This window comes from Sphingomonas flavalba, from assembly GCF_047553045.1.
In the GTDB taxonomy this organism is placed as follows: domain Bacteria; phylum Pseudomonadota; class Alphaproteobacteria; order Sphingomonadales; family Sphingomonadaceae; genus Sphingomonas_L; species Sphingomonas_L flavalba_A.
In genome coordinates, this window is the sequence record NZ_CP180208.1 from 81123 (window position 1) to 106699 (window position 25577).

At 67.8% G+C, this 25577-nt stretch carries 21 protein-coding genes; 9 read left to right on the forward strand and 12 right to left on the reverse strand.

The window, feature by feature from the left end:
* Position 1: 1 nt before the first annotated feature.
* Complete coding sequence (locus ACMT1E_RS00425; protein ID WP_414901498.1) at positions 2-1744, forward strand: DUF885 domain-containing protein; 1743 nt, start codon at positions 2-4, stop codon at positions 1742-1744.
* A 34-nt stretch (positions 1745-1778) separates the two neighbouring features.
* Here the strand turns inward: ACMT1E_RS00425 and ACMT1E_RS00430 are convergent, their stop codons facing one another.
* Positions 1779-3590 carry a tetratricopeptide repeat protein gene (locus ACMT1E_RS00430; RefSeq protein ID WP_414901500.1) on the reverse strand — a complete coding sequence of 604 codons (1812 nt, stop codon included), beginning with the start codon at positions 3588-3590 and terminating at the stop codon, positions 1779-1781.
* A 126-nt stretch (positions 3591-3716) separates the two neighbouring features.
* Here ACMT1E_RS00430 and ACMT1E_RS00435 point away from each other — a divergent pair, with 126 nt between their 5' ends.
* Positions 3717-5120, forward strand: coding sequence for an amidohydrolase family protein (locus tag ACMT1E_RS00435; RefSeq protein ID WP_414901501.1), 1404 nt, complete (start codon positions 3717-3719; stop codon positions 5118-5120).
* A gap of 61 nt (positions 5121-5181) precedes the next feature.
* Here the strand turns inward: ACMT1E_RS00435 and ACMT1E_RS00440 are convergent, their stop codons facing one another.
* A complete protein-coding gene (locus ACMT1E_RS00440) occupies positions 5182-5655 on the reverse strand; it encodes a MarR family winged helix-turn-helix transcriptional regulator (RefSeq protein ID WP_414901502.1) in 474 nt (157 codons plus the stop codon).
* A 283-nt stretch (positions 5656-5938) separates the two neighbouring features.
* On the opposite strand from ACMT1E_RS00440, the gene ACMT1E_RS00445 reads away from it, so the two are divergent.
* The 4 genes from ACMT1E_RS00445 to ACMT1E_RS00460 all read left to right on the forward strand — a co-directional run bounded on the left by ACMT1E_RS00445 (position 5939) and on the right by ACMT1E_RS00460 (position 12850).
* Positions 5939-7264: a M24 family metallopeptidase gene (locus tag ACMT1E_RS00445; protein WP_414901503.1), complete on the forward strand. Its 1326-nt coding sequence runs from the start codon at positions 5939-5941 to the stop codon at positions 7262-7264.
* A 145-nt stretch (positions 7265-7409) separates the two neighbouring features.
* Positions 7410-8579, forward strand: a complete 1170-nt coding sequence (locus tag ACMT1E_RS00450; RefSeq protein ID WP_414901505.1) for a pyridoxal phosphate-dependent aminotransferase — start codon at positions 7410-7412, stop codon at positions 8577-8579.
* Between the two features lie 35 nt (positions 8580-8614).
* Complete coding sequence (locus ACMT1E_RS00455) at positions 8615-10273, forward strand: DUF885 family protein (protein ID WP_414901506.1); 1659 nt, start codon at positions 8615-8617, stop codon at positions 10271-10273.
* Between the two features lie 132 nt (positions 10274-10405).
* Positions 10406-12850 (forward strand): penicillin acylase family protein, encoded by a 2445-nt coding sequence (locus ACMT1E_RS00460; protein ID WP_414901507.1) that lies wholly within the window; start codon positions 10406-10408, stop codon positions 12848-12850.
* 22 nt (positions 12851-12872) lie between these two features.
* On the opposite strand, the gene ACMT1E_RS00465 is transcribed toward ACMT1E_RS00460, so the two are convergent.
* Complete coding sequence (locus ACMT1E_RS00465) at positions 12873-13703, reverse strand: helix-turn-helix domain-containing protein (RefSeq protein WP_414901509.1); 831 nt, start codon at positions 13701-13703, stop codon at positions 12873-12875.
* 116 nt (positions 13704-13819) lie between these two features.
* Between ACMT1E_RS00465 and gyrB the strand changes: the two genes are divergently transcribed.
* Positions 13820-16288: a DNA topoisomerase (ATP-hydrolyzing) subunit B gene (gyrB, locus tag ACMT1E_RS00470; protein ID WP_414901511.1), complete on the forward strand. Its 2469-nt coding sequence runs from the start codon at positions 13820-13822 to the stop codon at positions 16286-16288.
* 34 nt (positions 16289-16322) lie between these two features.
* Here gyrB and ACMT1E_RS00475 read toward each other — a convergent pair whose 3' ends face one another.
* Positions 16323-16577 (reverse strand): hypothetical protein, encoded by a 255-nt coding sequence (locus tag ACMT1E_RS00475; protein WP_414901513.1) that lies wholly within the window; start codon positions 16575-16577, stop codon positions 16323-16325.
* A gap of 19 nt (positions 16578-16596) precedes the next feature.
* Between ACMT1E_RS00475 and ACMT1E_RS00480 the strand changes: the two genes are divergently transcribed.
* A complete protein-coding gene (locus ACMT1E_RS00480) occupies positions 16597-17853 on the forward strand; it encodes a threonine synthase (RefSeq protein WP_414901514.1) in 1257 nt (418 codons plus the stop codon).
* Positions 17854-17868: 15 nt separating this feature from the next.
* Here ACMT1E_RS00480 and ACMT1E_RS00485 read toward each other — a convergent pair whose 3' ends face one another.
* Both ACMT1E_RS00485 and ACMT1E_RS00490 read right to left on the reverse strand, forming a co-directional pair.
* Positions 17869-19203 (reverse strand): surface lipoprotein assembly modifier, encoded by a 1335-nt coding sequence (locus ACMT1E_RS00485; RefSeq protein WP_414901515.1) that lies wholly within the window; start codon positions 19201-19203, stop codon positions 17869-17871.
* Between the two features lie 11 nt (positions 19204-19214).
* Positions 19215-19985, reverse strand: coding sequence for a hypothetical protein (locus tag ACMT1E_RS00490; RefSeq protein ID WP_414901517.1), 771 nt, complete (start codon positions 19983-19985; stop codon positions 19215-19217).
* Here ACMT1E_RS00490 and ACMT1E_RS00495 point away from each other — a divergent pair.
* On the forward strand, positions 19969-20235 hold the full coding sequence (locus ACMT1E_RS00495) for a hypothetical protein (protein ID WP_414901518.1): 267 nt from the start codon (positions 19969-19971) through the stop codon (positions 20233-20235). The genes ACMT1E_RS00490 and ACMT1E_RS00495 overlap by 17 nt on opposite strands.
* Positions 20236-20348: 113 nt before the next feature.
* Here ACMT1E_RS00495 and rpoN read toward each other — a convergent pair whose 3' ends face one another.
* The 6 genes from rpoN to ACMT1E_RS00525 all read right to left on the reverse strand — a co-directional run bounded on the left by rpoN (position 20349) and on the right by ACMT1E_RS00525 (position 25411).
* Entirely contained in the window at positions 20349-21893 is a 1545-nt protein-coding gene (gene rpoN, locus ACMT1E_RS00500) for an RNA polymerase factor sigma-54 (protein WP_414901520.1), read from the reverse strand.
* A gap of 5 nt (positions 21894-21898) precedes the next feature.
* Positions 21899-22666 carry an LPS export ABC transporter ATP-binding protein gene (gene lptB / locus ACMT1E_RS00505; RefSeq protein ID WP_414901521.1) on the reverse strand — a complete coding sequence of 256 codons (768 nt, stop codon included), beginning with the start codon at positions 22664-22666 and terminating at the stop codon, positions 21899-21901.
* A gap of 90 nt (positions 22667-22756) precedes the next feature.
* A complete protein-coding gene (locus tag ACMT1E_RS00510; RefSeq protein ID WP_414901522.1) occupies positions 22757-23323 on the reverse strand; it encodes an LptA/OstA family protein in 567 nt (188 codons plus the stop codon).
* Entirely contained in the window at positions 23320-23967 is a 648-nt protein-coding gene (lptC, locus tag ACMT1E_RS00515) for an LPS export ABC transporter periplasmic protein LptC (RefSeq protein WP_414901524.1), read from the reverse strand. The genes ACMT1E_RS00510 and lptC overlap by 4 nt, the downstream gene beginning before the upstream one ends.
* Positions 23960-24580, reverse strand: a complete 621-nt coding sequence (locus ACMT1E_RS00520) for a ribonuclease D (RefSeq protein ID WP_414901525.1) — start codon at positions 24578-24580, stop codon at positions 23960-23962. The genes lptC and ACMT1E_RS00520 overlap by 8 nt, the downstream gene beginning before the upstream one ends.
* A 42-nt stretch (positions 24581-24622) precedes the next feature.
* Positions 24623-25411, reverse strand: coding sequence for a TerC family protein (locus ACMT1E_RS00525; protein ID WP_414901527.1), 789 nt, complete (start codon positions 25409-25411; stop codon positions 24623-24625).
* Positions 25412-25577 lie beyond the last annotated feature (166 nt).

Consider the following 25577-nt stretch of genomic DNA (forward strand, 5'->3'; position numbering starts at 1 on the left):
GATGGCCAAGCGAACCCTGTCCCTGCCCCGCGCCCTGGTGCGCGCGGCAATGCTGAGCGGCGCGGCGCTGCTGCTCGGTGGGGCGGCGACGCCGAACCTGCCCGACCTGATCGCGCAGTACGAGCATTTCGCCGAAGATTATCCGATGGAGGCGGGGCGGTCCGATCCGGCGCGCGCGCGCAGCGGCTGGCCGGACGAGACGCCGGAGGGCATGGCCCGCCGCAAGGCGGCGCTGCAGAAGATCGCCGGTGCGCTTGACCGGCTGGACACGACTGCGCTCGACGATGAGCGCCGCGTCGACCGGGCCTATCTGCGCGAACTGATCGGCTGGCGGATCGAGGGTATCGATTTCGACGAGCGTCGCTTCGCGTTTGTCGCCCACGAAGGATTCTACAACACCCCTTACGCGCTGGCCCGCGCCCTCAACCCCGGAAACGAGGTGGAGGCGCGCGCCTGGGTGGAGCGGATGCGCGGGGTTCCCCGCTATTTCGCCGAGCAGCGCGCAAACCTCGAACGCGGGGTCGCAACCGGCTGGACCCATCCGGCGGTGGTGATCGACGTCGGCGTCGCAATTCTGCGCAAGCAGATCGCCCAGCCGGTGGCGGAGGACCCGATGCTGGCGCCGCTGAACGCCTATCCGGCCGTTCTGGCGGAAGCGCGGCGGCTGATCGAGACCGAGATCCGGCCGGCGCAGCGCGCGACGCTTGCCTATATCGACGGCCCGTATCGCGCCCATGCGCGCAAGGATCTGGGTATCGCCGCGGTGCCGGGCGGGCGGGCCTATTACGATTTCCTGCTGCGCTATTACACCACGACCGACCTGAATGCCGAGCAGATCCACCAGATGGGGCTGGCCGAGGTCGCGCGCATCCGCGGCGAGATGGACAAGGTGATTGCCGCCGCCGGTTTCACCGGCAGTTTCGCCGACTGGTTGCATTTCCTGCGGACCGACCCGCAATTCTATGTGACGAGCCGCGAGGCGCTGATCGAGAAATACGCCGCGGCCGCCAAGCGGATCGATGGGGTGCTGCCGCGCTATTTCTCCGTCCTGCCGCGCCAGCCGTTCACGATCGTGCCGGTGCCGCGCGAGCTGGAGGAAGGCTATACCACCGCGCGGGGCGGTGGCGGCGGTGATTTCGACAAGGGCTTCCCCGGCTATTTCGTCGTCAACACCTCTCACCTCGACCAGCGGCCGCTCTACGAGGTGCCGGCGCTGAGCCTGCATGAGGCGGCGCCGGGGCACAACACCCACGGTTCGCTGAACAACGAGAACAAGGCGCTCCCCGGTTTCCGCCGCGCCCGCGACCTGCTCGCCTTCCGTGAGGGCTGGGCGCTCTATGCCGAGCGGCTGGGCCATGAGATGGGGGTGTATCGCGACGCCTATGAAGCGTTCGGCAGCCTGTCGACCGAGATGTGGCGGGCGTGCCGGATGGTCGTCGACACCGGCATTCACGTCATGGGCTGGAGCTATGCGCAGGCGCGGAAGTGCTTTGAAGAGAATACCGCGCTGGCCGACATCAACATCGACACCGAACTGGCGCGCTATATCGGCGCGCCGGGCGGCGCCGTCGCCTACAAGGTCGGGGAACTGAAGATCGTCGAGCTGCGCCGGCGCGCCGAACAGGCACTGGGCGACCGGTTCGACATTCGGGCCTTTCACGACCTGATCCTGGCGCAGGGCCAGTTGCCGATGACCCTGCTTGAGGCGAAGGTCGACGCCTGGATCGCGCGGATGCGCGGGTGACGGCGGCCGGGGCAGGCAGCGGCCGCCCCGGCAATCAGCCCGGTACGACGTCGAAAGCGATGGTCGTGCGGTGGGCGGTGTCCGCGAACGGCACGGTCCCGTGGTAGAAATAGGACGGAAACAATACCAGCAGCCCCGGTTCCGGGCGGATGCGGTGAAGCACGCGTTCGCGCGGGCCGAGCCGCAGCCCGGTTTCGCCAAAGCACAGCCAGCCCTGTTCGCCCTGCGCGACAGCGGCGGGGAGGGCGACATAGTAGACGGCGCTGATCCAGCCTTGCGGATGGATATGGTTGCTGTGGTGGCCACCGTCGTGCAGCCGCGCCGACCAGGAGCCGGAGAAGGCGAAGCCACGCCCCTTGCGGTTGAGGAAAGGATGGGTGGGATCGTCCGGTAACGCGGCGATATAGCGCCGGACCCCGTCTTCGATCAGCGCGCGGATGGCGTCGACCGCCGGTATCGCGCGGCCGAACAGGTCGTCGGTCGTCTGGGTGCCGCCGCGCAGGGTCTGCTCCAGCGGGTGGTGGCGGGCATGGTGGAGCGTGTCGAGCGCGCGGTCGAGGCGGCGGTTGAAGGCGGTGCCGTCGCCATCGCCGGGGTGCAGCGCCACACGACCGATCAGCGCCGGATCGACCAGCCAGCCGGCGCGTGGATCGCCGGTCAGGCGCCAGGCGACTGCCTGCAGCGCCAGCGCCTGCTGATCGTGCGGCGCGGCGGCGAGGCGTTGGGCAAGGCGCGGCAACGCCGCCTCCGCCCGGTCGAGGATGAGCAGGGCGCGGGCCGATTCGCATAGCGCGCCCGCATGGCCGCTTTCGGTGGCGAGCACGGCGTCGAACGCCGCCAGCGCCGGTTGCGCCGCGCCGCTCGACCACAGAGCCTGCGCTTCCCGATAGCGGAGTTCGGCGCCGCCGATGCCGCGCGCCACCGCCGGGGCGAGCAGTGTCGCCGCGTCCGCCGCCGCCCCGGACAGGGTGAGGCGGGCGGCGAGGCCGGCGAGGAGGGTGGGCGCGTCAGGATGATCGGCGAGCGCGGCGCGGTAGCTGTCGACATGGCGGTCGCGCTCACCCTGCGCCCAGAGCAGGCGGCTGAGCGAATCGTGGATCGCCGCGTCGGTCGGCGCCAGCCGGATCGCGGCGCGATAGCTGTCCGCCGCCGCGCCCGCGTCCCCCAGGTCCTGAAGGCAATGGCCGAGATTGTAGAGGATATCCGCCTGTTGCGGCATGCCGGCGGCGCAGGCCCGAAACAGCGGCAGTGCTTCCGCCGCCCGACCGGTCAGCCGCAGCGCCACCGCGAGATTGTGCTGCCAGGGGAGGTGGCCGGGGCGGAGGCGAAGCGCGGCGCGATAGGCGTCGACCGCCTCGGCGTTGCGGTTCAGCGCGTTGAGCGCCTGACCAAGCACCGCCCAGCCGCGCGCCTGATCCGGCCGGGCATCGACCAGCCGGCGGAGTTCGGCATGCGCGGCCCTGGCATCGCCAAGCGCGATCCGGGCGACAGAGCGGTTGATCCGTGCCTCGTCATAGCCGGGACGCAGGGTCAGCGCCCGGCCATAAGCCTCCGCCGCGTCCGCGTGGCGGCCGAGCGCCGCCAGGCTGTTGCCGAGGTTGTTCAGCACGTGGGGCTGGGCGGGGCGGGCGGCCAGCGACTGGTGGAACAGGGCGATGGCCGTCGCCTGATCGCCGCGTTGCCGGGCGATCATGCCGAGCAGTTGCAGCGCGTCAGGCTGGGCGGGTGTCCGGGCGAGGATCGCGCGCAGTTCGGCCTCGGCGGGGGTCAGTTGCCCCGCCTTGGCCAGCGCCATTGCCCGGCCGAGCGCCTGTTCGAGATCCGCGCGTGGCGTGGCCGTTTGCATGACGCCCTCCCGGCGATCGCGATCGCCGGCCGACCCGATCTGGTGTCAGACAAGCAAATCCCTCTTGTATCGTCAAGGCAATCGCGCTTTAAATCACGTGTAAAATCACATGTTCTGGAGATCGTCATGCCTATCATGTCCATCGGTCGTTCGGCGTTTGGCCGCGGGCGGCGTGCTGCTCTGGGCGCTGGCGTGTTCGCTGTGCTGGCCGTGTTGGCACCGACGGCGGGCGCCGCGCAGCGCCCGATCCCCGAAACCACAGACGATATCCGCCGCCTGCCGATCCCGCCGGTCGACCGCAGCCGCGAGCCGGTCGTCGCCATCGTCGGCGGCACGTTGATCGACGGGCGTGGCGGCAGGCCTGTCGCCAATGCCGTGGTGCTGACCCAGGGCGATCGCATACTCGCCGCCGGCCCGGCGGGCAGCGTTGCGATTCCGGCGGACGCGGCGCGGCGGATCGACGCGACGGGGCTGTACATCCTGCCCGGGCTGATCGACCTGCACATTCATTTCACCCAGCAGCGCGGGGCCGATTTCGGCAAATATGCCGACAGCCCGGCCGGCGCGGCGATCCGCGGGGTTGCGCTGGCTGAACAACTGGTGGGCGCTGGCATCACCGCCGTGCGCGATGTCGGCACCGTCGACGACGTGGCGCTGCGTATCAAGGAAGCCGTCGACCGCGGTGTCGTGCGCGGGCCGCGCGTGTTGTGGAGCGGCCGGATCATCGCCACCACCGGCGGCCATGGCGACGAGGTGACGTCGACAGCCACAGGGCGGCAGAAGCCGGCGATGGGCGGGACGACCAAGGGCTATAACGGCCCGTGGGAATGGCGCGCGGCCGTTCGCCATCAGGTCCGCAACCTGGCCGACTGGATTAAGCTGGGCGCGCCGGCGAGCAAGGAGGAACTGGCCGCGGCGATCGACGAGGCCCATTCGCTGGGCGTCCCGGTCGCGATCGACAGCTATGGCGAATACACCGACTGGGCGATCGAGGCCGGGGTCGACACGCTGGAACATCCGTTGCTGATGAGCGCCGGTTCGGTGGCGCTGATGAAGAAGCACGGCACCGCTTTCGTCCCGACGATCGGCGCGTTCGACAATCTGCTGGAGGGCGGCTACCCGACGGCGGGCATCCCGACCGGCGGTTTCTACCACACCCATTCGCGCCGCTTCGTCATCGACCAGCAGGATCATCTGAACAAGGTGACCGAGGCCTATCGCGCCGGGGTGCCGATCGGCGTCGGCACCGACATCCCGTTCGAGAACGATACCCGCTATCCCGACGCCTATTTCCGCGAACTCGCCTATCTGAGCCAGGCGGGGATGAGCAATGCCGATGTCCTGGCTTCCGCCACCCGTGTCGGCGCGGAGATCATGCGGATGGGCGACAAGCTGGGCACGGTCGAAAAGGGCAAGATCGCCGATATCCTGATCGTCGGCGCCAGCCCGCTCGATTCGCTCGGTAACCTGCGCGACGTCCGCTACGTGATCGCCGACGGCAAGGTCGTGGTCGACGGAGCGGCCCGCTAACCGCCGGTCCGGCGCCAGCGCCCGGTCCCCGGCCCAGCCGCCGCCGGGGACCGGATGAAGGTTATTCGATCGGCAGCTTGCTGAGATTGGCGCCGATCTTCTGCAGGGTGCGCAGCAGATGGGCGATGTCGCGGTTGCTGATACCGTCCATCGCCCGGGTGAACTGCCGCCCGACGATTGGCGTCAGTTTGCGCAGCGTCTGCTGGCCGCCGGGGGTCAGCGTCACTTCGGTGATCCGGTGATCTTCGGGGTTGGACTCGGTGGTTACCAGCCCCTGTTCGACCATCCGGTCGATGATCCGGCTGATCGTCGAACGCTTGGTCAGCGCGGCTTCGGCGATTTCGCCGATGCTGGCCGGCTGGCGTTCGCGCAGCACGGTCATGACCCGGTAGACCGGCTTGGACACGCCGTGCTTGTGCAGCACCTTGTCCATGTCCTCGTGATATTTGAAGTCGGCGTGAGCCATCAGGTAGAAGGGCGAGTTTTCAAGGCGGAAGGTCGCACTGCTCGGGTCGTAATCGCTACGATTTTCCATTTGATCCCCTGTGGTCTCCGTCGATGCGTCCGCCGGTCCTGGCGCATGTCTTCCTCAAATATCCGGTCGGATCAAGCCGCTCGATCATGGCTGCCGCCGCCCGCGCGAAACAACCCGAAGCAGGTGTATTTGAGCCGAGTTGCCGCGACGGCCGCCGTGCGAGCGGTTCTCCGCGCCGGGAAGCGGCCTGTCGCGCATCGCGTCGAAATTGACAAGATTTACGTGAAAACGGATAGATGACCGATGCCGATTTACGGCACGACCGACGGGGAGGAAGAGGCCGGTGCCAAGGAACGGATTGCGGTTGCTGCTGAGCGCGCTGGCGCTGTCGTCGACGATGATTGCCGCCCCGACGCAGGCGCAGGAGGCGAAGCAGCGCTGGGAGCAACTGTGCCAGATCCGCAAGGACAAGCTGGACCTGATCCTGCCCGAGGCGATGCGCGAGAACGGCATCGACATGTGGCTGGTCGCGTCGCGCGAGGGGCATGACGACCCGAACGCGGCGATGCTGGGCGGCGGCTATGTCGGCGATATCGGCTACTATATCTTCACCGACCGCGGCGGCGGACGGATCGAGCGGGCGGCGCTGGGCATTGGCGGCGCGGCGTTCGACCAGTGCCCGCTCTATGACATAAAGGGCGCGCCATCGGGCCTGCGCGCCTTTGTCGAGGCGCGGGCGCCGAAGCGGATCGGCATCAACGTCGCGACGGAGATCGGCACGGCCGACGGGTTGAGCCATTCACTCCACGAACATTTGCGTAACACGCTTGGCCCGGAACTGGCGGCGCGGCTGGTGTCGGCGGAGAAGCTGGTGTCCGACGTGCGGTCGCGGCACACCGCCACCGAGATCGCCGCTTTTGCCCGCGCCGGCGAATATGCCCGCACCATTACCGAGCGCGCGCTGTCGAACGAAGTGATCCGCCCCGGCCACACGACGACCGGCGACGTCGCCTGGTGGATGATGGAACGGTTGTACGAGAACGGGCTGGGCAACAGTTTCGGCATTCCCAGCATCTATGTGCTTGGCCCCGGCGAGCGTGGGCCGGTATCCGGCGACCATGTCATCCAGCCGGGTGACCTGATCACCATGGACTGGGGCGTCAATTATCTGCTCGCCTATACCGACATGAAGCGCATGGCCTATGTGCTGAAGCCGGGCGAGAACGGGCCGCCGGCCGGGGTGCAGCGGGCGTTCGACAAGGCACTGGAGATCCGGCGGATGATCACCGAGTCCGTCCGCCCCGGCGTGACCGCCGGGGAGGCGCTGGCCGCGGCCAAGCAGCGTGTCGCCGCGACGCCGGGGCTGGCGATGGGCCGCTATGACGACCCGAGCAGCGATATGAAAGTGTCGGACGTGGTGATCGGCAGTCACGCGGTCGGCGACTGGGGGCATGGGTCCGGCCCGTCGATGGCGGATTTCAACCCGCTCCGGATGACCTACACGTTGCGACCGGGCAATTTCCTGTCGATCGAATTGTTCCTCTATACGCCGGTGCCCGAATGGGGGCCGCGCAAGATCAAGATCCCGCTGGAGGATAACGGCATGGTCACCGCGCGGGGGCTTGAGTGGCTGGCCCCGCCGGCGAGCCGCGTCCTGCTGGTGAAATAACGCCGCCGGCCGGCGGCGGTCCCGTTCCGTTTGGCCGTGTTCGGCCCGCCTGCCCGCGCGCCATGCTCGGCAAGGGGAGACTTGGCTTTCAAAATGAGATATATCACGCAATAATTCACATGATGGCAGTGTTTGGAGATCGCAGATGAAGTGGCCGGCCCAGCGCCTGACGACCGGATCGAAGAAAAGCTTCGGCATGTACGACGAAGCAGTGAAGCTGGACGCCGAGGGCGCCGACCTGATCCATCTGGAATTTGGCCGGCCGCATGCCGACACGCCGGTTCACATCAAGGAGGCCGCGAAGGCGGCGCTTGACGCCGGCATCGTCCATTATGGCGATTTTCGCGGCACGCTGTCCTTCCGGCAGGCGCTGGTCGAAAAGCTGCGCTCCTTCAACGGGCTGGACTATGGCGCCGACGAGGTGCTGGTCACCAACGGGCTGACCCACGCATCCTTTGCCGCGTTCATGGCGGCGATCGATCCCGGCGACGAGGTCATCCTGCTGTCCCCCTATTACCCCCAGCATGTCGGCAAGACCGAACTGGCCGGCGGCAAGGTGGTGGTGGCCGAGCTGGACGCGGCCAACGATTTCGCGATTTCCAAGGAAAACATCGCGGCGAAGATCACCGACCGGACGCGGATGATCGTGTTGATCAACCCGGCCAACCCGACCGGTCGCGTCTACAGCCGCGACGAGTTGCAGCAGGTCGCCGATCTGGCGATCGCGCACGACCTGCTCGTGCTGTCCGACGAGGTCTATGAATACATCACCTATGGTGACGCGCGCCACGTCAGCATCGCCAGCCTGCCGGGCATGCGCGAGCGCACGATCACCTGTTTCGCGTTCACCAAGGCTTATTCGATGGATGGCTGGCGGATCGGCTATCTGACGGCGGACGCGCGGCTGATGCCGGCGATCCTGCGGATCGCGATGACCGACGTCACCCACGTCAACGTCTTTGTCCAGGAAGGCGCGCGCGCTGCCGTCGAAGGCCCGCAGGATGCGATGCACGCCCTGGTCGCGGCGGACCGCCGCAAGCGCGATATCGTCGTCCAGGCGCTGAACCAGATGCCCGGCGTGACCTGCGCTGAGCCGGAAGGCACGATTTATGCGTTTCCCGACATCACCGGCACCGGCCGCACGTCCCACGAGCTGGCGATGGCGATTTTGAAGGATGCGCATGTCGTCGTCGAATCCGGCAGCTTCTACGGCCCCGGCGGCGAAGGCCACCTGCGCGTCTGTTTCGGTTCCGAATCCGAGGCGCGGGTCAAGGAAGCGATGGACCGGCTCGGCCGTTTCTTCAACGCACTGTGACGCCGGCCGCGGTGATGCGCAGAAAGGGAATTGCCATGAATACCCGATTGCTCCCTCTTGCTGCCGCGCTGCTGGCGGCCCCTGTTCTGTCGGTTGCCGTCGCGCCGGCGCTTGCCGCGCAGGCGCCGGCCCAGCGTTCAGACCACGCTGCACTGGTCACGCTGTACGAAGCGTTTCGCGCGATAGTGCCGCCAGCGGTGGTGAACGGCGTGCCGGATTATTCGCCGGCGGCGATGGCCGCGCAGCAGGCGGAGCTGGAACGGTTCCGCGCGCGGTTGAAGGCGATCGACGACAGCGACTGGCCGGTTGCCGAGCGCGTCGATTACATGGTGGTGCTGGCCGAGATGCGCGGGCTGGAGTTCCAGCACCGTGTCGTCCAGCCGTGGAAGCGCGACCCGGCGTTCTACAGCACGACGAACCTGGGCTTCGGACCGAAGATGCACGGGGCGATGGCGATCCCGAAGCTGCCGTTGCCGAAGGACCGCCTTGCCGCGTTCCGAACGAAGCTGGACGCCGTGCCGGCGATTCTGCGGCAGGCGCGCGTCAACCTGACCGAGCCGCGCGGTGACTTGGCACGGCTGGCGATCGCGCAGAAGCAGGTCGAGGTGAATGTCTATGGCGAACTGGCCGCGCAGGCCGACAAGGTGCAGCCGGCGCTTGCCGCCCCGGCACGGCGGGCGCAGGCGGCCGCGGCCGAATTCAAGGCCTGGCTGGAGAGTATCGAGGCCGGTCTGCCGGCGCATGGCGGGGTCGGCCACGACAATTACGCCTGGTATCTGAAGAATGTGCTGCTGCTGCCCTACACCCCCGAACAGGTTGGGGTGATCGGCGAGCGCGAATATCAGCGGCAGATCGCCTTCCTGAAGATCGAGGAGCATCGCAACCGCGCGATCGCGATGCCGGAGCCGGTGCAGACCCGCGCCGCGTTCGATGCCAAGCGCAAGGCGGAGGACGAGGCGCTGCTTGCCTTCCTGCGCGACGGCGACTGGGTGACCATCCCTGACTATGTCCAGCACGACCCGGAAGAAGGGCCGTACCAGTTCCCGTTCGAGAAGGACCCGTCCAAGCCGGGCCTGTTCGACCCGCCGCTCAACCTGCATTTTTTCTTTCAGGCCGAGTTTCGCGACGGGCGGCCCCTACGTGCCCATAACCTGCCCGGCCATGCGTTCGACGCGTTGCAGGCGGCGCGCGACACGCGGCCGGTGCGCGGCGCGCCGCGGCTGTTCTTCGTCAACGGCCTGCGCAACGAGGGCTGGGCATTCTATCTGGAGGAGATGATCCTGCAGGCGGGGATGCTGGACGACCGGCCCAAGACGCGCGAGATCGACTATATCCTTGGCGCGAAACGGGCCGCCCGCGTCCTGCCTGAGCTGAAGATGCAGGCCAATGAATGGACCTGGCAGCAGGCGAACGAGTCCCTGATCGCCCGGACGCCGAAGTGGATGGCGAAGGGAGACGCCGTCGCCCAGTTCGACATCGAGCTTTACCTGCGTCAGCCCGGCTATGGCATTGGCTATTACATGGGCAAGGTGGAGCTGGAGAAGCTGATGGCCGATGTCGCGATGCAGGAGGGCGCGGCGTTCGACATCAAGCGCTTTCACGACCGTTTCCGCGCCGCCGGCTCCATCCCGATTTCACTGATCCGCTGGGAAATGACCGGACGTGACGACGAGATCCAGGCGATGCGCGACTGAACGCGCTCGCCCGCGCCCCGGTGCGGGCGGCGCCTTGTTTCGGTGCGCCCGCTCGCCTATTCGCCGAAAAATGGTTGAACATTCATGATTCGACACATGGCCGGCCTTGGCGCGTTGATAATGGGTTGCGGGGTGCTTCTGCCCGTGCCGACGCCTGCGGCGGCGTGGGTGCAGCCCGATGCCGGCGCGCCGGCGATGGAGACGGTGACGATCCGCCGCGACCCGTGGGGTACGCCGCACGTCTATGGCGACACCAGCTACGGCCTTTTTTACGGCTTCGGCTATGCGATGGCGGAAGACCGCCTTTACCAACTGGAAATGGCCCGCCGGTCCGGCAATGGCACGGTCGCCGAAGTGCTTGGTGCCGACTTCGTGGCGACCGATGTGGCGACCCGGACGGGCACCGACATCGCGTCGATCCGCCGGCAGATGGCGGCGCTTTCGGCAGAGGATCGCGCGATGTTCGACGGCTATGCCGCCGGGATCAACGCGCGCATCGCCGAAGTTCTTGCCGCGCGCGACCGGCTGCTGCCGCGCGAATTCGTCGATGCCGGGTTCGACCCGCAGCGCTGGACGGCGGAGGACACGGCGCTGGTGTGGATCGGCCTGATCCTGCAGCGATTTTTCGGCGGGACGATGGAGGTGGCCAATCTTGCGCTGCTGAACGATCTGGTCGCGGCGCGGGGTGAGCGGATCGGCCGGCAGATCTATGACCAGATGCGCTGGCGCGACGACCCGCGCGCGCCGACGATCATCCGGCAGCCAGCCGGCGCGGACGAAGCGTCTTCGGTGCCGGTAGCGCCGAAGCCGGCTACCCGCGCGACTGCGCCGTTGCGGCCGCTGTCGTCGTCTGGCGCCGTGGCGTTCCGCGCCGCGCAGGTCGCGCTCTCCGGCCTGGCCGCGACCGAGGGCATGCCTACCGCCAGCAACGCCTGGGTGCTGGGGCCGGAACGGACGGCGGATGGGGTGGCGATTCTCCACAACGGCCCGCAACAGGGGTTCACCAACCCCGCCTTCGTTGCCGCGATCGGCCTGCACGGTGCCGGTTACGACCTGACCGGCATGACCCCGGTCGGCCTGCTGCCGGTGCTGTTCGGTACCAACGGCACGATTGCCTGGGGGTCGACGGTGGGGTCGCTGGACACCAACGACAGTTACCAGGAGCAGCTCAACCCCGCCGACCGGTATCAATACCGGTTCAACGGGCGGTTCGTGGCGATGGACAGGCGGACCGAAACCATCCGCGTGAAGGGCGAGGCGGATCGCGCCGTCGTCCTCTACGCGACGGTGCATGGCCCGGTGCAGAGCTGGGACCTTCCCAATAACACCGCGTACACGATCAGGCGGTCCTGGCACGGCGCCGAGGTGGAAACGATGCTGGGCTGGGCGAAGGCGGCCCAGGCCAGCGATTGGACGGCGTTCATGACGCAGGCGGCACGGGTCAGTGCGTCGATCACCTGGTTCTATGCCGATGTGCACGGGAATATCGGCGCGGCCGGCCTTGGCGCTTTGCCGCGGCGCCCGGCCAAGCAGGATGTTCGCTTCCCGGCGCGCGGCGACGGCAGCATGGAATGGCAGGGCCTGCTGCCGTTCAGCGCCAACCCCAAGGCCTATAACCCCGGCGCCGGCTATTTCGCGAGCTGGAACAACAAAATCGCGCCTGGGCTGCGCGCGGACGGTGCGGTCTTCGGGCTTGTCGACCGCGTCAACGAGATCACCGCCCGGCTCGACGGTAACGCCAGGCTGACGCGCGAGGCGATCTGGGATGTCGGCAACGCCGCCGCGCATGCCGACCTCAATATCCGCTATTTCCGCGACGGCATCGGCCGCGCGGCGGCGGCGCTGGCGCCGGACAATCCAGCCCGGCAGGCCGCCGACGCGGTGCTGGCGTGGGACATGCAGCTGACCGACGCCGACCGCGACGGGCATTATGACGGCCCCGGCGTCACCATCCTGCAGGCCTGGCTTTCGGCGATGGCCGAGGCCGTGTTCGCCGACGACCTGCCGCCCGCGATTCTCGATACGTTGCGCGATCTGGGATATCCCGCACCCGGCGGCAGGACGCCGGGGAGCGTGCGGCCGGCGCCGGTGGCGTCGCTGCTGTTCAATGCCCTGCGCGGCGGGGCGGCCGGCGTGCCGCAGCATTATGATTTCCTGAACGGGGCGTCGGCGGATGCCGTAGTCCGCGCCGCGCTGGAGCAGGCGGTCGGCCAGCTCCGGCACCGGTTCGGGGCGGACATGGCGCGCTGGCTGACACCGGCCGCCGCGCACCGGTTTTCGAAAGTGAACGCGATCGGCGTGCCGTGGGCGGCGGCCGACCGGACCGCCGCGCTCTACCAGAATCGCGGCACCGCCGACGTCCAGTACGTTCTGCGCCCTGGTGGGATGGAGATGTGTTCACTGATGGCGCCGGGGCAGAGCGGGTTCGTCGGGGCGGACGGCCGGTCCGGCGCGCATGGTGACGACCAGATCACCCTGTTCGAGCGCGGGGCGTGCAAGCCGCAGGCGGTGGGCGCCGCGCAACTGGCAACCGGCAGTGCCACGGAGAAGACGCTGGCGGTGCCGCGCGACCGGTAGGCCGCCGCCGGCCGCGCGTTTTTCAGTACAGGCCCTCGGCCCGTAGCTTGAGCCCGGCGGTGAACAGCGGGGTCGGGGCGGCGGCGAAGGCGCCCGGGGTCATGCCGAAGAAGTGGCGGAATTCCCGGTTCAGGTGCGACTGGTCGAAATAGTTGAGCGCGGCCAGTTCGTCGGCGCTGAACCGGCTGAAGCCGCGCATCGCCATCGCCATGTCGAGGGCGCGGCTGCGACGAAGCACCGCTTTTGGCGAATGGCCGAAGGCGGCGCGGCACTGACGCTCCATCTGGCGGACGGACAGGCCCAGCCGTTCGGCCGCGTCGACGACGCGGATCGTGCTGTCGTTGCGCGCGATATATTCGAAACGCAGCATCTGCGGGTCGGTCGGATGGTCGGCGCGCGCGATCCGGTCGGCGACCACCGCTTCGATCGCCGCGACCACGCCGGTATCGTCAGCGGCGTCACGGACGCCGTGGAGCAGGCGGTCGGCATCGTCGCCCCACAGATCGTGCAACGGGCACATGCTGTCGGCATAGTCGCTGGCCGGGCGGCCGAACAGCGTGCGCCAGGCGCTGGGGTGGATCGACACGCCGATCACCCGGAACGGGCCGGTGACCTTGACCGTGAACGGCCGGAAATTAGAGCCGAACAGCACCACCGGGCCGGCGCCGCGCCAGTCGCCGGGCGCCACTTCGCCCAGCCATTCGCCTTTCAGCAGGATGCGGATGAACGCGGTTTCGGCGAGCAGCCGGTCGATGACCGTGTGGTCTGGCGGCAGGTCCGCCTCGAATACGTAGATGCGCCGCAGATAGGGGGCGAGCGCAGGCGCAGCCGGATAATTGCGCGACAGCAGCAAATTCGTATCCCCAGACCCCTGTTACCCCCGACCCTTAACCGCGATACTTTGGTTGGCAAGCCTTTCCGATCCCACTTTTGATTGGGTTTTCGGCGCGTGATGGCTATATACTGTGCATGGCAACATCTCCCGACACAAGCGGCTACGGCGCCGCCTCCATCAAGGTGCTCAAGGGCCTGGACGCGGTTCGCAAGCGGCCGGGCATGTATATTGGCGACACCGACGACGGATCGGGCCTGCACCACATGGTGTTCGAGGTATCGGACAACGCGATCGACGAGGCGCTGGCCGGTTATTGCGACCTGATCCAGATTCAGCTGAACCCGGACGGATCGGTGTCGGTGGAGGATAACGGCCGCGGTATTCCGACCGGCATCCACCCGGAGGAAGGCGTGTCGGCGGCCGAGGTCATCATGACCCAGCTCCACGCCGGCGGGAAGTTCGAAAACAGTGTCGACGACAACGCCTACAAGGTGTCGGGCGGCCTGCACGGCGTCGGCGTGTCGGTGGTCAACGCGCTCAGCGAGTTTCTGGAACTGACCATCTGGCGTGGCGGCGAAGAGCATTTCATGCGCTTCGAGCATGGCGAGGCGGTCGCGCCGCTGAAAGTCGTCGGCCCGGCCGGCGACAAGCGCGGCACCCGTGTCACCTTCCTGCCGTCGCCGGAGACGTTCAAGATCGTCGTCTTCGACTTCGAGCAACTTGAGCACCGTTTCCGCGAACTGGCTTTCCTCAATTCCGGCGTCCGGCTGCGGCTGACCGACGCGCGCGGCGAGGAGCCGGTGTCACGCGAGCTGCATTACGAAGGTGGCATTGCGGCGTTCGTCAAGTTCCTCGACCGCAACAAGACGCCGTTGTTCCCCGAGCCGATCACCGTCCACGGCCAGCGCGATTCGATCGGCATCGACGTCGCGCTCGAATGGAACGACAGTTATTACGAGAACGTCCTCGCCTTCACCAACAACATCCCGCAGCGCGACGGCGGCACCCACATGGCGGCGTTCCGCGCCGCGCTGACCCGCACGCTGAACAGCTATGCCGACAAGTCCGGCCTGCTGAAGAAGGAAAAGGTCAGCCTGACCGGCGACGACATGCGCGAGGGGCTGACGGCGATCGTTTCCGTCAAACTGCCCGACCCGAAATTCTCGTCGCAGACCAAGGACAAGCTGGTCTCGTCGGAAGTCCGCCAGCCGCTCGAGGCGCTGATGTCGGACAAGATGGCCGAGTGGCTGGAAGAGAACCCGACGGACGCCCGCTCGATCGTCCAGAAGGTGATCGACGCGGCTGCGGCGCGCGAGGCGGCGAAGAAGGCGCGCGAACTGACCCGGCGCAAGGGGGCGATGGACATCGCCTCGCTTCCCGGCAAGCTGGCCGATTGCCAGGAACGCGACCCGGCCAAGTCCGAACTGTTCCTGGTCGAGGGCGATTCCGCCGGCGGTTCCGCCAAGCAGGGTCGCGACCGGCATTATCAGGCGATCCTGCCGTTGAAGGGCAAGATCCTGAATGTCGAGCGCGCCCGCTTCGACCGGATGCTGTCGTCGAAGGAGGTCGGCACGCTGATCCAGGCGCTCGGCACCGGCATCGGCCGCGACGATTTCAACATCGACAAGCTGCGCTACCACAAGATCGTCATCATGACGGACGCCGACGTCGACGGCGCCCATATCCGTACGCTGCTGCTGACTTTCTTTTACCGGCAGATGCCGGAAATCATTCACCGCGGCCATTTGTTCATCGCCCAGCCGCCGCTGTACAAGGCGACACGCGGCCGGTCCGAAGTCTATCTGAAGGACGACGGCGCGCTCGACCAGTATCTGATCGACGCCGGGCTGGCGACGATGGTGCTGGACGGCACCGAAGGCCAGCGTGCCGGCGACGACCTGCGCCTGCTGGTCGAACATGCCCGGCGCATGCGGATGCTGATGACTTATATCCCGCGCCGTTACGATCCGGCGATCGTCGAGGCGATGGCGCTGACCGGGGCGCTGGCGACGGAACTGGACGAGGCGGGCAAGACGGCGGCGGTCGATCGTGTCGCCGCCTGGCTGGGCACGGCCGACCCCGGCGCGCGCTGGAGCGGTTCGCTCGGCAGCGACGGCGGCTACCACCTGGCCCGGCTGTGGCGCGGCGTGACCGACCATCACCATGTAGACGGCGCCTTCCTGGCCAGCGCCGAGGCGCGCAAGCTTCACGGCCTGACCCAGGAACAGGCACAGGCCTATGCCGCCCCGGCGCGGCTGGTTGCCGCCCGGCAGGCGGCCGCCGCGCGCGATGAAGAAGGCGAGGAGGATGTCGTCGATACGCGCGGCACCCCCGTCAACCGGCCGAGCGAGCTGCTGGAGGCGGTGCTCGCCGCCGGGCGCAAGGGGCTGGCGATCCAGCGCTACAAGGGTCTGGGCGAGATGAATTCCGAACAGCTGTGGGAGACGACGCTCGACCCGCAGAACCGCTCACTGCTCCGCGTGCAGGTAGCGCAGGCCGATCTGGCCGACGAAATCTTCACCCGGTTGATGGGCGATGTCGTCGATCCGCGCCGTGAGTTCATTCAGCAGAACGCGCTGAGCGTCGCCAACCTCGACGTGTAGCGTCGCGGCAACGTCGCCGCGCGGACGCTGCGGCTCACCGTGGAAAGCGGGAACTTTCCGCGGCGATCCGCGCTTCTGCCGCATGGGTGTGAGCGATTTCTTCCGGCAGGCCAGAACGGCCCGCCAGGCCGAACGGGCCGGCCGTCTGCGCGCCGAGGCGAGCAATTGTCTGGCGATCGCGGTCGGCAAGCGTGGCGATAGTGCCGCGGCGCTGATCGACGAGGCCGTTCGTCTGGCTCAGCGCGCCCGGGAACTGGGTCGCCCGGCCGAATAGCCCGGCGCTGACCATGCTGGCATCGCGCGGCGGAATGCCGCACACAGCGCACATGACCCAGCCGAACATCGTCGACCGCCCGACCTTCGTCAGCCATCTCGAATGCGCCGCGACGGGGGAGCGTTACCCCGCCGATACCGTCCACGGCCTGTCGCGGGTCGGCAAACCGCTGCTCGTCCGTTACGATCTGGACCGTGTGCGCGACGTATTGAGTCGCGCGGTGCTGGCGGCACGGGCGCCCGACATGTGGAAATGGCGCGAGATGCTGCCGGTGCGCGCCACCGCCAATATCGTCAGCCTGGGCGAGGTGGCGACGCCGCTGGTGCCGGTGCCGGTGCTCGGTGACCGGCATGGCGCGGTGGCGCCGATCGTCAAGGATGAGGGCCGGTTGCCGACCGGGTCGTTCAAGGCGCGCGGACTGGTGATGGCGGTCAGCATGGCCAAGGAACTGGGCATCCGCCGCATCGCCATGCCGACCAACGGCAATGCCGGCGCCGCGATGGCCGCCTATTGCGCGGCGGCGGGGATCGAATCCTATGTCTTCTGCCCCGATGATACGCCTGAGGTGAACGTCCGCGAGATCGCGCTGCAGGGCGCGAAGGTGTGGCGGGTCAACGGCCTGATCGGCGACTGCGGCAGGATCGTCGGCGACGGGCGGGAGGCGATGGGCTGGTTCGACCTGTCGACGCTGAAGGAGCCGTATCGGATCGAAGGCAAGAAGACGATGGGGCTGGAACTGGTCGAGCAGCTCGGCTGGCAGGTGCCCGACGTCATTTTCTACCCGACCGGCGGCGGCACCGGGTTGATCGGCATGTGGAAGGCGTTCGCCGAACTGGAGGCGATTGGCCTGATCGGGCCGGAGCGGCCACGGATGGTGGCGGTGCAGGCCAGCGGCTGCGCGCCGATCGTCAACGCATGGAAAGCCGGCGCTGACCATGCCGAGCCGGTTGCCAACGCCCATACCGTCGCCTCCGGCATCCGCGTGCCCGGCGCGATCGGCGATTTCCTGATTTTGAACGCGGTGCGCGAATCGGGCGGCTTCGCGATCGCGGTCGATGACGACGCGATCATCGAGGTCCGCGACCGGGTGGCGCGCGAAGGCGGTTTTCTGCTCTGCCCGGAAGGGGCGGCGACGGCGGCGGCGTGGGAAGCGGCGCTTGACCAGGGGCTGATCGCCCGCACCGACCGCGCCGTGCTCTATAACTGCGCCAGTGGCCTCAAATACCCGATGCCGCCAGCCGACGCGGCGATCGACCGGCACCAGCCGATCGACTGGGCGGCGATACGATGAGATTGGGCCGCGCCGCTAGAATTCTCGCGACAGCGCGAATTCGAAGCGGGTGCGCTTGAATGCATAGAGGCCGACGGTCGAATCGTTGACCGACCGGGTGACGCGCAGCAGTGGGGACAGGCCCTTATAGCTGAACTGGCGCAGCACGATGCCGCCGGTCACATCCCAGCGGGTGTCGCGGCGTGTCTTGGGAAACAGGCCGAGCCGCGCATCGCTGCCCAGCCGGCTGACGCTGCCCTGCACGAACAGCAATTGTTTGCCGAAGCTGCGCGCCGCGAGCAGCTCGATCGCGCCGCTGGTCGAGGCGAGCGCGGACATCGCCGCTGTCTGCCGATCGAATCGCGCGCCGATGCGGGTGCTGAAGCGCGGCGTGATCGCACGATCATAGGCGATGTTCAGGTCATAGAGCGTCCCGTTCTGCGCCGGGACCAACGGGTAGCGGCTTTTAAGCGCGGTCGCTTCGATCTCGATCTGGCTGCGCGGGTCGAGCGGTTTCAGCACGTTGAGCGACGCGCCATAGCTGTTGGCATAGAGCCGGCCGCCGAACCAGCGCTTGCTGGCGATCGCCGCCGGTCGCCAGCGGGTGCGCCCGGCGCGGATTTCCGGGCCGGTGGCGACGGTGGCGATGATGTCGTTGAAGCGGCTGGCGCCGTATAGGTTGGCGCTGCCGGACAGCCGGGTCAGCCAGGACGTGGTGTCCGACAGGTCGACGCGGGCGAAAGCCTGACCGGCGATTGCGACGCCAAGGCCGGAGCGGGCACGGGCGTCGTCGTCCAGGTAAAGCGGGGCGATGACCGTATCGACGGTCTCGCGCGCGGTGGCGCGGTTGATGTTGCTGTCCGGCGCGAGCGCGATTTCGAACGATCCGCCGAACGGGCGGCTGGAGCGCAGCGCGGCGGCGAAGCGGTCGACGGCGCGGGCGACGTCCTCCGGCAAGCCGGCGGCGCCGGCGCGGCGCAGTTCGCGACGGGCGCCGGATTCGTCACCGGCGAGGGCGAGCAGGCGCGCCAGTTCCAGCCGCACCGGCTGGGCATTCGGTTGCTCGTCGAGCAACGCCTTCAGCAGCGCGACCGCGCTGTCGCGGTCACCCCGGCTTTCACGCAGGCGGGCGAGGCGGAAGCGCGCTTCGGCGCGGATGTCGGCCTGCCCATCGCCGGTCAGGCCGCGCAGCAGGGTTTCGGCGTCGTCGAGCCGGCCGGCGCCGATATAGCGGTCGGCGGCGGCGAAGACCTCTGCGGCGGTCAGATTGGTCGCGCAGGCGCGGTCCGGCGGGCAATCGGCCGGGGGCGCCTGCGCCGCCGCTGCCCCACCGCACAAGGCGAGCGCGGCGGCGATCAGCAGCCGGAACATGGCGCGACCGGTTAGTTTTTCTTGCCGACGACCGCGCCGACCGCGGCGCCGTTGGCGCCGGTCAGGCGGTAGGTGTAGCCCATCTCGCTGCCCGTCGGGCCGAAGAAGGCGCCGTTGAACCCGCCGGAATAGACATTGCCGCCGGCATCGGTGCCCTGATGGGCGAAGGTGCCGCCGAACCCGCCGCCGAACTGGGCGATGGTGCCTGTGCCCTTGAACAGACCAAGCGTTCTGGTGCGGGAGCCGTCGAGGATGTCGGTGCCGGTCAGGCTGAGGTCGGTCGATACCGTCATCGCCGAAAAGTCGGCGTTGAACGTAGCTGTGCCGCCAAGTGCGAAGAGCCCGGATGTGGTGTTCCACGACCCGTCGACCTGGGTGGTATAGCTTGCCGAACCGGTGCTCGGCTGGTTCGCTCCCTGGCGGATGCCGTAGACGAAGTAACGCTGGTCGACGTTCAGCGACCCGCCATCGTCGAGGATCGTCTGCCAGGCGCCGTAGCTGACATAGGTCAGAGCCAGCACCGTGTTGCCGGTGCCGGGGTTGAACAGCACCAACTGGTCGCTGCGGTTGGCGGCGTCGGAACGGCCGTAGACGCTGATGACCGCGGTGCTGTCGGCGGCGCTTCGGTCTGCCGGCAGGAAGGTCTTGCTCGCCGCGCCGTCGGTGATCGTATAGCCGCCGGTCGCCGCGTTATAGGCGAGGGACACGCCGCCGCCGAAATCGCGCGCGGCGGAAGTGATGCCGCTGGCGGTTGTCGTCGTCTTGTTGACCGTTGTGTTCACCGACGCGCCGGCCGCCTGGAAGGTCTCGCTGACCGACAACGGACTGAGCGTCGTGTTGGTCGGCGTGGGACTGGGCGAGGGTGATGGGCTCGGCGAGGGTGATGGGCTCGGCGAGGGTGACGGGCTCGGCGAGGGTGACGGGCTCGGCGAAGGCGACGGGCTTGGCGTGGGGGTAGGGGCCGGGGTGGAATTGACCCCGCCCCCGCCGCCGCACGCGGCAAGCACCAGCCCGAGGCTGAATATGCAGTAGTTCCGGCCGTTCATCATGGGGGTTACGCCTGCCTTCGCTAATACGGATGGGAAGGCTATGCGTAGCAGGCGTTGCGAACTGGTTAACGCCGCGTTGAGATTGCGGCGGGCCGATCAGGCCGCGTGCATGTCCAGTGCCTTTTGCCGCCGCCGCTGCACCGACGAGCCGATGCCTATCGCCTCGCGATATTTGGCGACGGTCCGCCGGGCGATGTCGAAGCCGCGTTCGCGCAGCATGTCGACCAGCGCGTCGTCGGACAGAATCGCGTCGCGATCCTCCGCCGCGATCAGCGCCCGGATCGCGCTCTTCACCGCTTCCGCCGACACCGATTCGCCGCCGTCGGCCGCCTGAATCGCGCTGGTGAAGAAGTATTTCAGTTCGAACAGCCCGCGCGCGCAGCTCAGATACTTGTTGCTGGTGACACGGCTGACCGTCGATTCGTGCATGCCGATCGCCTCCGCCACCGTGCGCAGCGTCAGCGGCCGCAAATGGGCGACGCCGTGCAGGAAAAACGCCTCCTGCTGTTTCACGATCTCGCTGGCGACCTTGATGATCGTTCGCTGGCGCTGGTCGAGGGCGCGGACCAGCCAGTTGGCGCTGGCGAGGCATTCGGACAACCAGCTCTTCGCCGCCTTGTCCGGGCTGCCGGCCTGCAAATCGACATAATAGCTGCGGTTGACCAGCAGGCGCGGCAGCGTTGCGGCGTTGATTTCGATCGCCCAACCGGCACCGCGCCGGGCAACGAACAGGTCCGGCGTCACCGCCGGGCTGCGCTCACCGCCGAAGCGCAGCCCCGGTTTCGGATCGTAACCGCGCAATTCGCGGATCATGTCGGCCATGTCTTCGTCCTCGACGCCGCACATGCGTTTCAGCCGATTGATTCGCCCGGCGGCAAGCAGATCGAGATTGTCGAGCAGCCGCGCCATCGCCGGGTCGTAGCGGTCGGCTTCGCGCGCCTGCAACGCCAGGCATTCGCCGAGCGAGCGGGCGCCGACCCCGGTCGGGTCGAAGCCCTGGACCACCGCCAGCACCCGTTCGATCCGCGCGAGCGGGACGCCCAGCCGGGTCGCCATGTCGAGCAGATCGGCATCGAGATAGCCGGCCTCGTCGATCTGGTCGATCAGGTGGCCGGCAATCGTCAGATCCGCCGCGGCGAAGGCGGTGCCGGCCTGGGCCAGCAAATGATCGTGGAGCGACGGCGCGTCCGCCGCGAAGCTGTCGAAATCGATCGCTTCGCCGTCCCCGCCCGCGCCGCCGCTGCCGCCAAGGCCAAGCGCCCCGTCCATGCCGGGCGCCGCCGCGTCGGCGGCGCTGTCATGATGGAAGGTTTCGGCGGCGTAGTCGACATCGAGCGGGGCGTCGCTGTCGGCGGCGCCATGTTCGAGCAGCCGATCGGCGGTTTCCGGCTCCGGCGCCTCGCCGCCGATTTCGCCGCCCGCGTCGCTGCTGTCGTCGTGCCCGGCGCTATCGCCGTCAGGAACCGGATCGCCGCGTTCATCTCCGCCGGAATCGAGCAGCGGGTTACGCTCCAGTTCTTCGGCGATGAAGCTTTCCACCTCCAGATTGGACAGCGCGAGCAGTTTGATCGCCTGCTGAAGCTGCGGCGTCATCACCAGCGACTGGCTCTGGCGCAGGTCGAGGCGCGGGCCGATCGCCATCGTCGCTACAACTCGAAGCTTTCGCCGAGGTAGAGGCGCCGGACATTTTCGTCGGCAACGAGCGCCGCCGGGCTGCCGGCGAACAGCACCCGCCCGTCGTAGATGATGCAGGCGCGGTCGACGATATCCAGTGTTTCGCGGACGTTGTGGTCGGTGATCAGCACGCCGATGTTGCGCTTCTTCAGGTCGCGGACCAGGTCGCGGATGTCGGCGATGGAGATCGGGTCGATGCCGGCGAACGGTTCGTCGAGCAGCATGATCGACGGGTCCGCGGCCAGCGCGCGGGCAATCTCGCAGCGTCGCCGCTCACCGCCGGACAGCGCCATCGCCGGGGCGTCGCGCAGTCGGGTCAGGCCGAATTCGGCGAGCAGCGTTTCCAGCCGTTCGGCGCGGACCGCCTTGTCCGGTTCGGTCATCTCCAGCACCGCCGAGATGTTCTGGCCGACGCTGAGGCCACGGAAAATCGACGTTTCCTGTGGCAGATAGCCGAGGCCGAGGATTGCGCGCCGGTACATCGGCAGGCCGGTGATATCCTCTCCGTCCAGCATGATCCGGCCCGAATCGGGGCGGACCAGCCCCATCACCGAATAGAAACAGGTGGTCTTGCCGGCGCCGTTCGGGCCGAGCAGGCCGACGACCTCGCCGCGCGCGACCGACAGCGATACGTCGGACAGCACCGACCGCCGGTCATAGGCCTTGGCGATCGACACCAGCGCCAGACCGTCGGCCGGCGGCGGCATGTCGTGAGAGGAAAAGGCTGCTATATCGTCCATCCTGATTCCGGCTGGTCGCATGAAGCGGTTAGGCGATGGTTAACGGCGGGGATTCTGGCAAGCTTCGTGCATGGCGGCAACCCGCCATCGTCACGGCTGGGGTGTCGGCGCCGGATTTGGGGCGGCATTGCCACGATCCGGCACGGTGAACCGGCCGGTCACCCGGCCGCCGGTGCCGCCTTCGATGCGCGGGCCGCCGGTTGCGGCGCCGTCAACCGAGGCGCGGCCGCTATCGAGATCGTAGACCAGCCGCGCACCGCGCAGATGGTTTGAACCCTGATCGAGGATGACGTTGCCGAGCATGGTGATCTGGCGCCGGTCGAGGTCGTAGATCGCGAAGTCGCCGCGCGCGGTTTCGCCGCGGCTGCGGACCACCACTCCGCCGGCCGCGTCGAGCCGCCGGATCTGGATGCTGCTGCCGGCCGCGGCATCGGCATAGGCGACGGTTACCCGCTGCGAATCGAGCGCCAGCCCGGACTGGCGGACGCGGACATTGCCGGAAAAGATCGCCCGGTCGGCGCGGTCCTGCACTTCGATCCGGTCCGCTTCGACATCGACAGGTGCGCGCGTGTCGTGGTTTTTCAACGCCTGGGCATGGGCCGTCGCCCCGCTGGCGCCGAGCAGGAGGAGCGAGAGGAGCGGGACAAGACGCGTCATTGCGTTCCCTTGGCCGCGCGTTGATCGATATGCAAGCGGGCGCGGCCCTCCAACCGGACGATGCGCTGGTTGAGGTCGGCGCTCATCCGATCGCCGCTGAAGGTGCCGAGCGGCATCTGGCCCTCGACCGCGCCGCGGCTGGCGGCCATGCGATTGCGGATGTCGACGTCGACGTCGTGGGTCAGGATGCGATAGCCGTCGGCCGAACGGAACAGCACCGGGCCGTCGACGGCGATGGTTTCCCGGTCCATGTCATAGCGGCCCTGGTTGGCGGCGATGACCGCCGGGCCTTCCTGCATCTCGATCCGCGCGGTCAGCCGGTTGAGCCGGACCACCGGATCGGCGGAACTGCGCTGCACCGCCGAGCCGGCGCTGAGCACGAACGGTCGGTCCTTGCTGTCGCGGCCGCGATAATTTGCGGCGACGACACGCATCCTTTCCTTGGCGACGGCGACCTTGCCCTTGTCGAGTACGAAGCTCAGGTCCTTGCCGGTGGTCAGCGGCGCGATCGCCAGCAGCGCGGTCAGCCCGCCGATCGCCGCCGGCAGAATGACACGCAGCACCCGGATCAGCGAATCGTGCGGGCTGCCGGGCGCCGCCCAGCGTCGCCGCGCCGACTGCTGCCGGATCGCGATTTCAGACATGGGCGAAAATATCGATTTCCGGCCAGCCGGCCAGATCGAGCGCGGCGCGGTGCGGCAGGAAATCGAAACAGGCCTGGGCAAGGGCGGTGCGCCCCTCGCGCGCCAGCCGGCGGTCAAGCTCCTCCTTCAACTGGTGGAGGTAGCGCACGTCCGACGCGGCATAATCTTTCTGCGCGTCGCTCAGCACCGGCCCGCCCCAGTCGGACGATTGCTGCTGCTTCGAGATGTCCTGCGCGAGCAGTTCGCGGACCAGTTCCTTCAGGCCATGACGGTCGGTGTAGGTCCGCACCAGCCGCGACGCGATCTTGGTGCAATAGACCGGTGCCGCGACCACCCCCAGATAGGCCTGGATCGACGCCAGATCGAACCGTGCGAAATGATAAAGCTTCAGCCGCGCCGGATCGCTCAGTACCGCCTTCAATACCGGTGCGGCATAGCGGCTGCCGGGGCCGAAGCGGACGAGATGCTCGTCGCCGCCGCCATCGGAAATCTGGACAAGGCACAGCCGGTCGCGGCCGGGGTGCAGCCCCATCGTCTCGGTATCGACGGCGACGGCGGCGCCGGCGGCGAACACGCCTTCCGGCAGATCTTCTTCGTGGAAATGGACAGCCATCAGCGGCCAATAGGCGCGCTGGGCCGCCGGCTCAATGGCTGATCATTCGCCAGCATGCCCGCCGGCCCGGCGGCGGGCACGCCGCGCCGCCATGTTCAGCCCCTCGACCAGCGCGGAGAAGGCCATTGCGGTGTAGATATAGCCCTTGGGCACATGGACGCCGAAACCGTCGGCGATCAGCACCAGCCCGATCATCAGCAGGAAGCCGAGCGCCAGCATCACCACCGTCGGGTTATTGGCGATGAAATTGGCGAGCGGATCGGCGGCGAGCAGCATCACGGCGACGGCGGTGATCACCGCGATGACCATGATCGGTACGTGATCGGTCATGCCGACCGCGGTCAGGATCGAATCGATCGAGAAGACGAGGTCGAGCAGCAGAATCTGGACGATCGCGCTGCCGAACGACAGCGCGGCGGCGCCCTTTTTGTCGAGCATGGCGTGCGACGGCGTCGGGTCGACGCTGTGGTGGATTTCGGTCGTGGCCTTCCAGATCAGGAACAGGCCGCCGGCGATCAGGATCAGGTCGCGCCAGGAAAAGGCGGTTTCCAGCGCCGGGCCGTGATCGCCATCGATGGTGAAACCAAGGTCGAACACCGGCGTTGTCAGCCCGACCAGCCAGGATACGGTAAGCAGCAGGCCAAGCCGCAGGCCAAGCGCCAGCGAGATGCCCAGCCGCCGCGCGCGCTGGCGCTGCCCTTCCGGCAGCCGGTTCGACAGGATCGAGATGAACACCAGATTGTCGATGCCGAGCACGACCTCCAGCACCACCAGCGTGGCAAGCGCGGCCCATGCCGTCGGGTCGGATAGCAGGGTGACGATTGCGTCCATCGATGTGCCTTTGGGTTCGGCCGGATAGCCGGGAAGGGTGTTATTGCCGGACTCTATAGGGATGAATAGTCATCAATTGGCGTGGTCACTTCGAAATTGTTCGCCCAATGCTGTTTTTTTCGCTATGAACGACTAGTCGGCGCGACTCTGGTTTGCGTGCCGTAGG